This window comes from Pusillimonas sp. (assembly GCF_029263785.1).
Taxonomy (GTDB): domain Bacteria; phylum Pseudomonadota; class Gammaproteobacteria; order Burkholderiales; family Burkholderiaceae_B; genus Pusillimonas.
Window position 1 is genome coordinate 1 of record NZ_JAJUFE010000064.1, and the last position, 13,476, is coordinate 13,476.

Consider the following 13,476-nt stretch of genomic DNA (forward strand, 5'->3'; position numbering starts at 1 on the left):
CTCGAGCCGTTTCAGGAAGGCGAAATCTGGGTAAATGGCGTGTCCGTCGGAGCTCGCGATACCAACCTGCCCAAACTGCGCTCGCAAATAGGCATGGTGTTCCAGCATTTTGAATTGTTCCCGCACCTGTCAGTGATGGAGAACCTGACCCTGGCGCAGGTAAAGGTGCTGGGTCGCAGCGAGTCTGAAGCCAGGAAGCGGGGCTACGACCTGCTCGAGCGGGTCGGGTTGGGTGCGCATAAGGAAAAATACCCGGGCCAGTTATCGGGCGGTCAGCAGCAGCGGGTGGCCATTGCCCGTGCCCTGGCCATGGACCCGGTGGCCATGCTGTTTGATGAGCCCACATCTGCTCTGGACCCTGAAATGGTCAACGAGGTTCTTGACGTCATGGTCGACCTTGCCAGCGAAGGGATGACCATGATGGTCGTCACTCACGAAATGGGTTTTGCCCGCAAGGTTGCTGACCGGGTGGTGTTCATGGACGAGGGGGCCATAGTGGAAGACTGCGCCAAGGAAGAGTTTTTTGGAAACCCGGAGGGCCGGTCCGAGCGTGCCAAGCAATTCCTGTCCAAGATCCTGTCGCACTGACGCCGGTTGCAACTTCGGTGGCGCTGCAGCTTCTAACCTGGACTTCCGGTTACCGGCAGTACTATGCCCGTGATATAGCTGGAGCACACCGGAGAGGCCAGGAAAACGTAGGCGGGCGATAGCTCCTCCGGCTGAGCCGGGCGTCCAAGTTTGGTGCTCTTTCCAAACTCTTCCAATTGCCCGGGCTGCCGATCGGCAGGATTCAATGGAGTCCAGACGGGGCCTGGCGCGACCGCATTCACCCGGATTTCCTTGTCGGCAAGATTTTCGGCCAGCGACATCGTGAACGCATGGATGGCACCCTTGGTGGCCGAGTAATCCATCAGTTGGCCCTGACCCCGCAACCCGGTAACAGACCCTGTATTGATGATGCTTGATCCAGGTTTCAAGTGCGGAAGCGCGGCGCGGGCCATGTAGAAGTAGCCGTATATATTGGTGCGCATGGTTTCGTCGAAGCGTTCATCCGTGATTTCTTCGAGCGAGTTTGCGTGCTCCTGGAACGCGGCGTTGTTCACCAGAATATCCAGTTGGCCAAAGCTTTGTATGGTTTGTCGTACGGCATCGCGACAGAACGTTGGGTTCTTTACGTCACCCGGGATGCAAATGGCCCGTCTGCCCTCGGCTTCGATGTAGCGGCAGGTTTCTTTGGCGTCGTCGTGTTCATTCAAATAAATGATCGAGACGTTGGCACCTTCGCGTGCAAAAAGAATCGCGACTGCCCGGCCTATGCCAGAGTCGCCGCCGGTCACGATGGCGGACATGCCACGCAGCTTTTCACTGCCCTGATAATCGGGAGCCAAGAACTGGGGGCGCGGGTCAAGGTCACTTTCATCGCCGGGCTTTTCAAGTTTCTGTGCCGGCATGGGCGGCTCGGGATACTCACGGGCCCCGGTTTGCGCTGCGCTTTCGCTCTTGGAGTCAGAATTCTGCGCATCGTTGCGGTCTTGCTCGTCCTGTATTCGACGTTGCTTGTCGGCCGTCTTTTCCGCTTTCTGCTGGTCGTCGTGCTGTTTCCTGGTCATCTTCAACTCCTGAAATCGAGGTATCCCGGGCTGAACTCCCGAAGGGGCAATCGGTGTGCCAGGAATAGCTGCCTAGTCGGGATCAGTGCCGACTTTCTCCAGGGGCTTGGTGGCCGGACCATGCAGCACACACCCGTCGGGCCCAAAGCGCGAACCGTGGCAGGGGCAATCCCATGTCCGGTCGACATCGTTCCACTCCACCACGCAACCCATGTGAGTACAGACGGCAGAGACCTCGTGCAGGCATCCGTCCATATCGCGGTAGCGCGCGATGTTTTCGCCGTCTTCACACACTACTCTTGCTTCACCCAAAGGAACGTGATCGGACGCGTCCTTGTCTTTCGGGCTCAGGTAATCCATGACCATTTGCTTGGCCGACATGAGGTTTTCCTTGACGAATTCGGTGCCTCCGGCCAGCGGCTTGATTCGGGATGCGTCAAAGAGTTCGGAATAAGCATTCTCTCGTTGAAGCACCTGGTCGGCGATGATGCGGGCGGCAACTACGCCGTTTGTGATGCCCCACGCATTGAAGCCGGTGGCCACGTAGAGCCGGGGGGTGGAAGACGAAATTCGTCCGGCGAAGGGCATTTCGTCCATGGAGCGATAGTCAAGGTTGGTCCAATGGAACTCTGCTTTATCAATAGAGAAGTGTTCCTGCAGGAATGTGTTCAGGTCGTTCAGGCTGCGAGCCAGTTCCTCGGCTACGCCTGTTTCATAGGAAGGCCCGGTGGCGATGACGTAAGGCGTTCCGTCCCATGTATCCAGACGGAAAGAGTGGCTGGGGGTTCCAGCCGAAACGAACATCCCTTCTACAGGAATGTCGGACGGAAGCGGTGCTGCAGCCACCGTGTGACTGAAGGTAAAAGCCTTCGCAAAGTACTTGCCCTCCGGAACAATGGGCAGGTGGGTGGCCACCACGACGTGTCTTGCGGTGACTGTATGACCGTCTTCGGTCTTTACAAGCTGCTGTTCGTCTTCTTCATCAATGCTTACGACGCGCGTGTTCTCATATACGCGTGCCATTCGTGAAACCGTCTGGGACAGGCCGCGCAGATACTGAACGGGATTGAACTGAGCCTGGTCGTCAAAGCACACCGCGGCAGTGCATGTGACAGGCGCCGGAATCTCCCGCACTGCACGTGCCGGTAGTCCCAGCATGGCTGCGGCAATTGCTTCGTCGTTGACCGCCGACGTACATTCAAGATCGGGCGCATACACATAGGCCGCCTTTCGTTCGAATGCGCATTCGATGCTTTCCTTTTCGACCATGGTGGCGATGTGTTCGATGGCGTCCTGATTGGCCATGGCGTACAACCGTGCATTGTCTTCACCGAAATTCCGGATCAAGCGGCCATAAATAAGTCCATGCTGGGACGTGACCTTGGCGGTCGATCGAGCCGTGGCTTGTGAGGCAAGTTGCCGAGCTTCAAGGACAACTACCTTCTTGCCGGCACGCGCAAGTTCATACGCCGCGGTCAAGCCAACGATTCCCGCGCCGACTACGGCGACATCGGCGCGCGTGTCCTCTTCCAGTGGAGGGAAGGAATTGGGAGAGCCGGCCGAAACCGCTTCCCAGTATGTTTGTTCGTGTAAAGGATTCTCGCCCATGCCGCACCTGTCAATTCGAATTGGCCGCGAGCGGGCGGCCGCGTCAGGGCATAGCAATCAACATGCCGCACTACAGGCCCAGTTCTGCTATAAGCGCCTGGTGCTCAAGAGCTTCACGTTGAATGATGGCGTCGAATTCACCGGGAGAGGTTGCCGCGGGTGTGAAGGACATCTCTTCCAGGGTCTGGCGTACCGCAGGATCGGCCAGAATCTGTGCCACGTCGGCTTGAATCTTGTCCACGATATGGTCTGGCGTTGCTGAAGGTGCCAGCAGGCCGACCCAGGTCGAGAACTCGTAGCCCTCAAGATTCGCCTCGGTGGTGGAGGGTGTTTCGGGCAGGCCGGGCAGTTTGTCTGCAGACAGTATTGCCAATGCCCGTAACGTCCCGTTTTCAATATGAGGAAGCGCCACTATTGCTGGAGGAAACATCAACTGGGTCTGCCCGCTGGCCACAGCCATGGCTGCCGGATTTACTCCCCGATAGGGAATCTGCACCATGTCCAGGCCTGCCTTGCGGCTGAAAATTTCGGTGGCCAGATGCACCGAACTTCCGTGTCCGGAGGTGGCGTAGTTCAGTTCTCCGGGCTTTTCTTTTGCCAGGCGAATGAGCTCTGACACCGACGCCACTTCCAATGAGGGATTGACCACAATCAGGTGCGGCACCCAGGCAAACAGTGTGACTCCACGAAGGTCGGCAACGGGATCGTAAGGCCTGTCCCTGATGGTGTACGGACCCATGGTGTGACTGCTGCTTGTTCCCACCAAAAGGGTGTGTCCGTCGGGCCGGGAACGGGCTACATAAGCTTCGCCAATCGTTCCGGTTGCTCCGGCACGGTTCTCGACCACGACGGGCTGTCCCCAAAGCTGTTCCAGCTTCTGCGCAAGCAGGCGGGCGGGGATATCGGAGCTGCCTCCCGGGGGAAACGGCACCACCAGTTTTACGGGGCGACTTGGGAAATCTGCGGCCTGCGCGGGGTGAGCCATCAGGCCGAGGACGGCGAACATCCCGGCAAGCAGCAGACCGATTCGTCTATAGGTACGGAACGAACAAAACAGATATGCGCGGCGGTTATTGGTCATGTTGCAAATTTACACAACTGACCAGCCTTGCAGCAAGACTTTTAACTTGAGATCTTTGCGGTGTCACTCATCGAGAATGGGAACAAAGCCGCCAAAGATCATGCGCTTGCCATCAAAACACATCGTATCGCCCATTTCCTTCATGCGCGGGTCGTTCATCATTTTTTCCTGCACAGTCATGCGCACATCTTTGGAAGGGTATTCGAACCAGCTGAACACTACCTTTTCGTCATCCTTGGCCTGGACTGCACGGCGAAAGTCGGTAAGCTTGCCATCGGGAACATCATCTTCCCAGCATTCAACAAAACGTGAGACGCCAAATTCCTTGAACAGGGGTGCAGCTTTTTTGGCCATGTCGTAGTAGGCGTCTTTGCTGTCGGCGGGTACGGCTACAACAAAACCTTCAACGTATTTCATGCTTGTCTCCTTGAACAGCGCGTGGGTGAGCGCTTTGGCTACCAGCCAGGTTGAGGCCCGGATACGATCCGCCCGGGTGGATCGAAGCGGATGTCATCGTCGCCAGTTGACGAAGAACGTTGATATCAACATAATTAAAAAGCCATGTCAAAGAGAATTTCATTTGATACCACTTTAGAACTGCGGGATACATGCCTGTGCCTGCACGTTCAGCAAGCCGCTCGCGCGCTGGCGCGGCGGTTTGATGAAGCTTTGCGGCCAGTAGGCCTCACCAACCGGCAGTTTTCGTTGCTGATGGCCTTGAACCGCCCCGCGCCTCCGTCAATAGCTCCGGTTGCCGAGCTGCTGGCCATGGATCGCACTACTCTTACTGCGGCGCTGAAGCCGCTCGAACGGGATGGCCTGGTTCAGGTGAAACCCGACCCCTCCGACCGTCGCAGCCGTTTGCTGGAACTGACAGACGCCGGACACGCTGTGCTGGGCAGGGCCATGCCGATCTGGAGAAAGACTCATGCGGCGGTGGAATCCGGCGTTTCGGATATTGACGTGGACGATTTGCGCAAGGGTTTGCGATCTTTGATTTAAGCCGTTCATTCTATGACCAGCAGGTAGCCGCCCAGCATGACCAGTACATAGACAAACGGGTAAAGCCGCCTCAATGCGACGTTGAAGCGGCGAGCGTGTTCAACGCTGTATTCGGTAAACAGCGCCGCCACCACGCAAGAAGAAATCAAGGCCAGGCTCAGCATGATGATGGTACCGTTAAACAGCACATCTGATAACGTCAGGTAATGCACCACGGGCAGCTCGCTTCCCAACATGAACTTCAGGGCAATGGTCGTCAGGATAAGCGTGACCATGCCACCGACACGCGGTGACGAAAACGACGATTGCCGCATGAGGTCGAGCCAAAGAAGCGCCCATGACACCAGGGCGATGACAAATAATGGCAACAGGATCTTGTGCAGTCCGTCGACAAAATCGTGTTCGACGACGATTTGCAGGTCCAGTTGGGGAAAATGTTGACCCGACGAGCCGGGTCTTTCGACCGATGTGGTGTTCCAGGCAATTCCGATTGGCGTCCAGTTGCCGTGCACCACATCAGCCAATGCGTTTATGTCGTCAGCCGGGCTGATGTGTTCGAGCGAAAACCGTAGCTGACTGTCGTCCAATGCCACGCTGGCAATCGTAAGGTCGAGCCGCAGGCGCCCGAATGGAAAATGGTCCAGTTCGCCCGTAAACCGGGGTGAGCCGGTAAATTTTTGCCGCAACACCACGGTACCGTCGGGGTGGATGGCCAGCGAGTGAACGGCGTTTGTTGTCAGCCCCTTTTCACTGGTGATGTCCAGGGTGGGATGCCAGATGGCTTCAAGGCGTTTTGCCGCGCGGGATCCCATCCATACCGCGGGCCGGGTACTGCCATCGCTACGAGAGAATGCCTGCCTTTCATCCTTCCATCTAAGTGTCAGCAAGGCAGTGATGTCGTACGTGCCGGTACTGAGCTGGATGTCGTTGATGTCTTCCAGTTGCAGATGGGCGTGAACGACTGTGGGTTCACCCAGGGCGGGCGGCGGGATGTCCGCATGGGAGTTCCCAATAAACACGAATCCGACGAGAATCCACAGTGCAACCCAAAGCCGCGGGAATCTGACCATTTGACACCTCCTTCGTTGCCGCATTGTATCCAGAGTGGCAACCGGAAGAATGGTCAGGGTGTGGCCGTGAGCGGGACGCTGACACGACAAGTTGATTCAGGTTATGCGTGTACCACCCGGCATTTGCCGCAACACTCGCACGAAAACGACTGAAAGCACGAAGATGACAATAGCGGCCAGAGGAGTCTGCCAGGCAGTTCCCGAGGTCGGCAGGTAGGCTCCGGTCCTCTTGGCGATATCCAGAAAGACCGGATGTGTCAGGTAAACCCCAAATGTCAGGGGAGCCAGGGTGGTGAAGCGCGGTATCGAACGGGCGTTCAATATCAATTGAAAGACCGCCAGGGACATTAGCGGAACTGTCAGGCTGAAGGTGTCGTAGAAGTAGACGTTCAGGGCGTCGACTGTGGACAGGATGCTGACGCCGGCCGCCGTTACGAGTATGGTCAGCAGCAGAATCACGCCGGGCCGGGGCAGTCGCAACTGGCCCTCGAACATCATCCGGCCGGCAATAAAGTAACTGATGTACGGCAGGAACCAGGTCAGGAAAAAGCCGTAGCCATTTGCGTTGAGTTCCCGGTGCAACGTTTGCAATACCGCCAGTAAAAAAATGCCTGTAACAGCCGCTGCGCGCTGCCGAAATGAACAGCGGGCATATAAATCCCTCAGGTAGGGGGCGAACAGGTACAGACCCACCAGCATGTACAGGTACCACAAGTGGTAGTAGGGCTCGCCACTGGTGGCCTTGCGTACCCAGGCCGCGGCGTCCATGGGGACCCCATCCAGGCGGTACATCAGGCCGCCCCAAAACAAATAAAAAGCCGACCAGAAGACGATGGCAGGCAAGACCCGCGAAGCACGTTTCTGATAGAAACGGCTGAATGGCTCGCGCTTCTCCGGATCCAGTAGCAGCGCCCCGCTGATCATGACAAATACGGGAACGCACCATCGCGTCGCGGCGTCATATAAGTTGGCCCATTGCCAGTCGGCAGAGCCATAGGGGGCGACCGAGGTCAGCGGAAACGCCGCACAATGCAGCAGCACGACTGCGAATGCCGCCATCCACCGAGCGGCATCGAGTTTTTTGTGCGAAGTCATGACACCTGAAAAGACACAGAAACACTATGACCTTAACAAGCGGTCAATGCTTCGTCCTTACCGGCCACTGCAGGATGTTGCCGAATATTTTTCCCCCTACTTCGGCCGTTGTTGCTTAAACAGCATGGGCAGAGCCACTTTTGCATCGGGCTGCGCAGTTCTGATGGCCTCGAGGGCATCAATGGCCTGGGCAAAGTCCGAGTAGGTAGCAACCAGAATACGTGTTTGCTCGTGATATTGCACCGATTTGGGTCGAGGCTGGATCTGTTCGACCGTGTTCTGGGTGTCAGCGGTGGCGTCAGCTATCAGCACCTGGTTGCGGCTGGTTCCGACGACGCCGCGCGAATTGAGCAAATACGTTATGTCGGCATCGGTGTATGGCGAGGGCAAGACCCTGACTCGCAACTTGCCGATCTTGTATTCGGGCATGCCGCCCAATTCGGCGATTTCAGACTTGCTGAGTTTTTGGCCGATGGCCAAGCCGCCGCCCGCGGAAGCGGAAAGAGAAAACACCAGACCCAGTATGGCAAGGCCGGCGCGAATGCGTGTGTTCATGTCGAATATCCTGAATCTTTTCAAGGCTCGTGCCTATTGTGCAACGATGCGTGCTTCAACAGCAAAGGCATAGTCTTTCTCGCTGCCGTCCGGGTTCTTCGCCGTGCACGGTACGGAGGGGCGCCGGATCAGGGTTCCGTCGACGACGTCACCCACTTCGATCTGAACGTCCGGATTGGAGGCAATCAAGAAGAGCTCCCAGTTTCCTGAGGCGTCTTCGCCGTGGAAGGCATAGCTGGTCAACGCGTAATCCGAGAATTCATTCCAGGCGATACCTCCGTTGTCGTCTGCCACCCCCGCCTTGAAGTGGTCGTTGGGCAGCTTGAGCAGGGACGTCGTGCCAGAGGGCGACCGTGCTGCGATTCCGATCGAGCCAAGGCATACGTTTTCGCCCGATAAGCGAACCTGCAGCTGGTCAACGGTCTGGGCGGTCCAGGTGAACTTGCCCAGTGAAGTCACCCGTTCATAAAGGAAGGGCTCATTTTTCCTGAGCTGGATGTCTCCGGCTTCATCCAGTTCGTCCGGGTCGAGAGGCATATTGCTGTGCCAGTATGCGACAGACTTGAAGTCCGGAATCTTGACATCTTCGCCGCGGCTAAGTTCAGGGTGGTTCTTATATTCGATGGCCAGCGCCACCGCGCGTTCTGCATCGGGTACTCCGAAGCCATAGCGGTTGGAATATTGCAGGCCGGCTGCGTTTGTTTGCCAGCCCAGATCCAGCGGGAATCTGGTGGCACCGTCAAAGATGTCTGAGGCGCTGCCGATCTGGGGGGTTGGTTCGTTGGTGGTCAGGTCGGCAAGCGCGCCGTATTTGAACGAGCTGGTTTCCGGACCCCGGCGCGTGTAGTCGGCGTCTATCTTGCGGGCCGACATGCGCAGGATGTCCCGCACATCGCGCCAGGTCAGGTCGGGATTCGCACTGAGCATCAGCGCGACAACGCCGGAAATGGTGGGCGTCGCCGAAGACGTGCCGTTCATGTAGGTGTAATCGCAGTCGGGATTGTCCGGTTTTCCTCCACGTTCGGATTTCCCTTGCAGAAATGGTGTCTCGGCGAACGTGTGGCTGTATCCTTCGATGCAGCCGCTCAGGTCGGTACCGAATATGGTTGGGCCGTCCTTGATTCTCCCTGTCCCTGCCCCTTCTCCGTATGTGCCCGAGTTGCCGTATTCGCCACCCATGCCTGTTACCCACACCACTGAACCGGCACTGCTGTAAGAGCTTGCGCGCCCTTTGGCGTTGAGGGCAGCGGTGACAATGATGTTGGACTCGAGCGTGTGCAAGTCGTTCGAAGGGTTGACGCAGTTGTACAGGCCCCACAGGTTCGGGTCGAGGCCGCACAATGGAGACTCGTATGAGTTGGACGCAGCCTTGATAAAGGCGACGCCCTTGCCGTCGCGCATGTTTTTCAAGCCCCGGTAGACCAAGGTTTTGGCGTAGGAGCCGAAATCGTCTTCCGATGCTTCGTATGAGCTGATATTTTCATCGCCGGCATACGATGCATTGATCAAATGCGCGTTCTTCGACCATTCAGCGCCACCATAGGCTTCAACCAGATAGTTCTGACTGACAGACAGGGGTCCACTAAGGAAATTCGCCGCGCCCAGGTTTGCCAACGGGGCGATGCCCATGACTCCTTTGCCATTCTGCGCCGCCGCGATGATGCCGGCCACCACGGTTCCGTGGGCGTCGGCGTCCGGGTCTGAGCCTAATGCCGGGTAGGGGTCGTTCGTCTGGGTGATGAAGTTCCATGCCATATTCCAATCGGCATTGGGTTCCAGATCTTCGTTCTTGAAATCGGTGCCTGTGTCGAGCACCAGGACGTTCACACCCTGACCTTTTATGCCCTGCCGGTGAACAGGTTCGACGTTCAGGTCGACGCCGCCTCCGAACGTCTCGGGGAAGTCCTTGAAATAGCTTTCGGCATAGTTCAGCGCCCACTGAAAGGCATACAGCGGTTCCGATTGTCCAGTCTGACAAGGGTAGGCGCTGCTTTCAGTGCAGGAAGACCCTTCGTTCGAGCTGCTGTCGCCGCACGCGGTCAGTACGACGGCAACCAGAGGGAGTAAACCGGTACGCAGAAGTTTCTTGTGCATGGCCAAACAATTCAGGCTGATGAAATGTAAACGAACGGTACTATAGGAAATTGACTTTAACAATGATTTTCAATTGGTGCGATTCGCCGCCGCCAGCACTGCCGGCACATGACCCAAGTACTGCCTGATCGAGGTCGGGCTTCACCAGTTGCAACACGTTGCGAGTGGCGGGCGAACGCAGGTTACTATCATCAGGTCGTCCGGCCCCGCGTGATTGTGCCGGTAGTAAAACCTTGACTGGAAGGCACAGATCAATGGCTACTCCTGCTTATCCCGATACTCGATTGCTGATTGCCAATGAATGGGTGGACGCCCACGATGGAAAGATTCTCGAAGTCACGAATCCAGCCACGGGACAGGTCATCGGTACCGTGGCCCACGCCGGCATCGTGGATCTGGATCGCGCACTGTCCGCCGCCCACAGCGGGTTCACGATATGGCGGGATATGTCTGTCTACGAGCGTGCCGACATCATGCGTCGGGCGGCATCCATGCTTCGCCAGCGTGCAGACGAAATTGCAACCTGTCTGACCCTGGAAAACGGCAAGCCCCTGGCCGAGGCAAAAGGAGAAGTCAAGGCCGGTGCCGAAATCATTGAGTGGTTTGCGGACGAGGGCCGACGCGTCTACGGGCGGATTGTTCCCGGGCGCAATACCTCAGCGCAGCAGTGGGTGCTCAAAGAGCCGGTTGGCCCGGTCGCGGCATTCACTCCGTGGAACTTTCCCATCAACCAGATCGTTCGCAAGCTGGGCGCGGCGCTGGCCACGGGGTGTTCATTCTTATGCAAAGCACCCGAAGAGACACCTGCCTCGCCTGCAGCCTTGCTCAGTTGTTTTGTCGAAGCCGGAATTCCGCCCGGAGTCGTTGGCCTGGTATTTGGCAACCCGGCACAGATTTCTGAATACCTGATTCCTCATCGCGTCATCCAGAAGGTGACTTTTACCGGATCCACTGTGGTGGGCAAACAGTTGGCAGGCCTGGCGGGGCGGCATATGAAGCGTGTCACCATGGAGCTGGGTGGTCACGCGCCGGTCATCGTTGCAGAAGATGCGGATATTGAACTTGCGGTCAAGGTCGCGTCCACGTCCAAGTTTCGCAACGCCGGTCAGGTGTGCATCTCACCCACACGCTTTCTCGTCCATCGGAAAGTCGCTGATGCTTTCATCCAAGGCATGACGCAGTATGCACAGTCGCTGAAGGTAGGCGACGGTCTGGCCACCGAAACGACGATGGGCCCGCTGGCCAATCCGCGCAGGGTGGTGGCGATGGAAGATATGGTCGCCGATGCACGGCAGTTGGGTGCGCGCATTCTTACTGGCGGAGAGCGCATGGGTAGCGCTGGCAACTTCTATTCGCCGACTATCATCGCAGACATTCCGCTGGAGTCTAAACTGTTCAACGCAGAGCCCTTTGGTCCGATCGCAGGTGTGCGTGTCTTTGACCAGCTTGAAGAGGCCATTGCCGAGGCCAACCGCCTTCCGTACGGGTTGGCGGCCTATGCCTTTACCCGGTCTGTGCGTAACGTGCGGCTGCTTTCCAGCCGCGTTGAAACCGGCATGCTCTGGATCAATCAGCCGTCCGCGCCCTCGGCCGAGTTGCCCTTTGGTGGCATCAAGGATTCGGGCTACGGAACCGAAGGGGGCCCGGAAGCACTCGAGGCTTACCTCAACACCAAAACGGTATCCGTGTCCTCGTAAAGCCCGGATGCCGCGCCGTTATTGGGCGTGATGTTGGAAAGCCTTGCTGCGCGCGGCGCTTGAAGGGTTCCTGTGCGCGAAGCCTTGTGTTATAAAGCCAAAAAACAAGAAACATAAGGTAACTGCGTTTTGCTGGCTTGGCGCAGATTTCCTGTCAGGGGTAGTTCGTTTCGCAGTAGTTGAGTCTATGGTTCGGCCCTGTCAATTCGACAGGGCCGATGGTTGTCCGCGGTATCCAACTTTTAAAAGGGATGGATGAAATGGAACACCATGTTCAACGGCCAGGTAGCAAGCGCACACTCCAGCACCCTGCACTGCGCCTTGGCCTGACAGTTGTCCTGTCAGTTGCAATGTCGGGATGCATCTTTGAAAGCAGCAGTTCTTCAGGCGGGGGCGACACTCCGCCTCCGCCCCCTCCGCCCCCACCACCACCCGGTTCGGTGATCACGTGCAAGGATTACCACTTCAATGATGTAGAAGTCTTGCCCAAGCGCATTACCGTTCACAATAATTCGGATCGACAGCTGTATCCGGTTCTGGCCACCAGTAAAAATGCGGTCAACGAGTGGATACAAGGGTGTTTCCGAACGAAAGAGCCATATCCGACCGAATACGTGTACAAACTGTACATAAACGAAGGGGAGGGGATACCGCCCAATTCGTCAGTCACGATCACTCTGCCCTTGTACAGTCAGCTCGACGACAAGCGCTACATCACGTGGTGGAACGGTGGCCGAGTGGTCCTGGCGGACAAGGATGTGCGCCTGCGTGATCCCGACGACACCAGGCTCTCCGCGCCCGAAGGGGTCAGTTGTACTGCCGAGAACACGTCATGTGTCTTGACCACGTACTCAAGCGATATCCAGTTTCACGAGAATGTATTCGCTCAGCTTTCCGAGTACACATTTGGCGATTCCGTTGAAATCGCAGGGCAGGATGTCCGGATATTGAAGCCCGATAACGTGGGCTACAACATTTCTTACGTAGACCATGTTTACATGCCGGTTGCCATCGGTCCCAAGGATAACCCCTATATCGGCTATAGCGGATCGGTCCAGCCCTTGCCGGAGTTCCAGCAGGCACTCATCCAGTTTCTGGCGCCCGGCTCCATTGGAGATGGATGGCCGGTATATAACCTGGGAGGTATCGACAAGCTGAAGCTGCCTGGCGGCTACAACATCTTTGCGCAGCGGACTGGCCGCTTGCCGGATGATCCGGGTATACCCGTCAGAAAGCCCGGCGATACCAACCCGCCCGTGCTGACCGTACTCAAATGTCTCAAGGGAGAGTGCACGGATGCGGAAAAAGACGCCGAAAAAACCGGGCTCAGGCACGGCGTGGCCGTGCAGCGCATGCAAAACCTGTGGGGGAAATGCGTGGACTCCTGGCCGGCCGACGAGGTTGCAGACTACATCGATGGTGATCCCCCCGTCTGTGATGCCGATCTCACTGCCCGGTTAAAGGCCGTAAAGGCGTTCTTCAAAAAGAACCACGAGTCGTACGTCGAGCTGTATAACAAGGGTCAATGTCCCGACATCAAGAAACCCGACGACCTCGTTCCGTTTACCTTTTGGCAGGCCGTTGTTCACATTTACGGCTGGGTTCCGTTTAACGAGGGTTGTGGAGCAAGCGCAAATCCGCTGGCCGAAACAGTCATCCCCGAC

At 57.1% G+C, this 13,476-nt stretch carries 11 protein-coding genes and 1 pseudogene; 4 read left to right on the forward strand and 8 right to left on the reverse strand.

Going from position 1 to position 13,476, the window contains the following annotated elements; translation table 11 throughout:
- Positions 1-588, forward strand: a 588-nt coding sequence (locus tag Q1J88_RS11670) for an amino acid ABC transporter ATP-binding protein (RefSeq protein ID WP_301117888.1), incomplete at its 5' end; no start/stop codon positions are given.
- Between the two features lie 32 nt (positions 589-620).
- On the opposite strand, the gene Q1J88_RS11675 is transcribed toward Q1J88_RS11670, so the two are convergent.
- The 4 genes from Q1J88_RS11675 to Q1J88_RS11690 form a co-directional block, all read right to left on the reverse strand.
- Entirely contained in the window at positions 621-1,610 is a 990-nt protein-coding gene (locus Q1J88_RS11675) for an SDR family oxidoreductase (RefSeq protein ID WP_301117889.1), read from the reverse strand.
- Between the two features lie 72 nt (positions 1,611-1,682).
- Positions 1,683-3,218: an FAD-dependent oxidoreductase gene (locus tag Q1J88_RS11680; protein WP_366902748.1), complete on the reverse strand. Its 1,536-nt coding sequence runs from the start codon at positions 3,216-3,218 to the stop codon at positions 1,683-1,685.
- Positions 3,219-3,288: 70 nt separating this feature from the next.
- Positions 3,289-4,299, reverse strand: a complete 1,011-nt coding sequence (locus Q1J88_RS11685; protein WP_301117891.1) for a tripartite tricarboxylate transporter substrate binding protein — start codon at positions 4,297-4,299, stop codon at positions 3,289-3,291.
- A 63-nt stretch (positions 4,300-4,362) separates the two neighbouring features.
- Positions 4,363-4,716 carry a DUF1428 family protein gene (locus Q1J88_RS11690; RefSeq protein ID WP_301117892.1) on the reverse strand — a complete coding sequence of 118 codons (354 nt, stop codon included), beginning with the start codon at positions 4,714-4,716 and terminating at the stop codon, positions 4,363-4,365.
- Between the two features lie 144 nt (positions 4,717-4,860).
- Between Q1J88_RS11690 and Q1J88_RS11695 the strand changes: the two genes are divergently transcribed.
- Positions 4,861-5,301, forward strand: a complete 441-nt coding sequence (locus Q1J88_RS11695; RefSeq protein ID WP_301117893.1) for a MarR family transcriptional regulator — start codon at positions 4,861-4,863, stop codon at positions 5,299-5,301.
- Between the two features lie 5 nt (positions 5,302-5,306).
- Here the strand turns inward: Q1J88_RS11695 and Q1J88_RS11700 are convergent, their stop codons facing one another.
- From Q1J88_RS11700 to Q1J88_RS11715, 4 genes are all read right to left on the reverse strand, one after another.
- The gene (locus Q1J88_RS11700) at positions 5,307-6,371 is read right to left on the reverse strand and encodes a hypothetical protein (protein ID WP_301117894.1); all 1,065 of its coding nucleotides are present in this window, start codon (positions 6,369-6,371) and stop codon (positions 5,307-5,309) included.
- A gap of 96 nt (positions 6,372-6,467) precedes the next feature.
- Positions 6,468-7,466, reverse strand: a complete 999-nt coding sequence (locus Q1J88_RS11705; RefSeq protein ID WP_301117895.1) for an acyltransferase family protein — start codon at positions 7,464-7,466, stop codon at positions 6,468-6,470.
- A gap of 96 nt (positions 7,467-7,562) precedes the next feature.
- Positions 7,563-8,021 carry a hypothetical protein gene (locus Q1J88_RS11710; RefSeq protein ID WP_301117896.1) on the reverse strand — a complete coding sequence of 153 codons (459 nt, stop codon included), beginning with the start codon at positions 8,019-8,021 and terminating at the stop codon, positions 7,563-7,565.
- A gap of 33 nt (positions 8,022-8,054) precedes the next feature.
- A complete protein-coding gene (locus tag Q1J88_RS11715) occupies positions 8,055-10,115 on the reverse strand; it encodes a S8 family serine peptidase (RefSeq protein ID WP_301117897.1) in 2,061 nt (686 codons plus the stop codon).
- 254 nt (positions 10,116-10,369) lie between these two features.
- On the opposite strand from Q1J88_RS11715, the gene Q1J88_RS11720 reads away from it, so the two are divergent.
- Positions 10,370-11,812: an NAD-dependent succinate-semialdehyde dehydrogenase gene (locus tag Q1J88_RS11720; protein ID WP_301117898.1), complete on the forward strand. Its 1,443-nt coding sequence runs from the start codon at positions 10,370-10,372 to the stop codon at positions 11,810-11,812.
- 260 nt (positions 11,813-12,072) lie between these two features.
- Positions 12,073-13,476 (forward strand): annotated as a pseudogene (locus Q1J88_RS11725) (hypothetical protein); the annotation flags it as partial.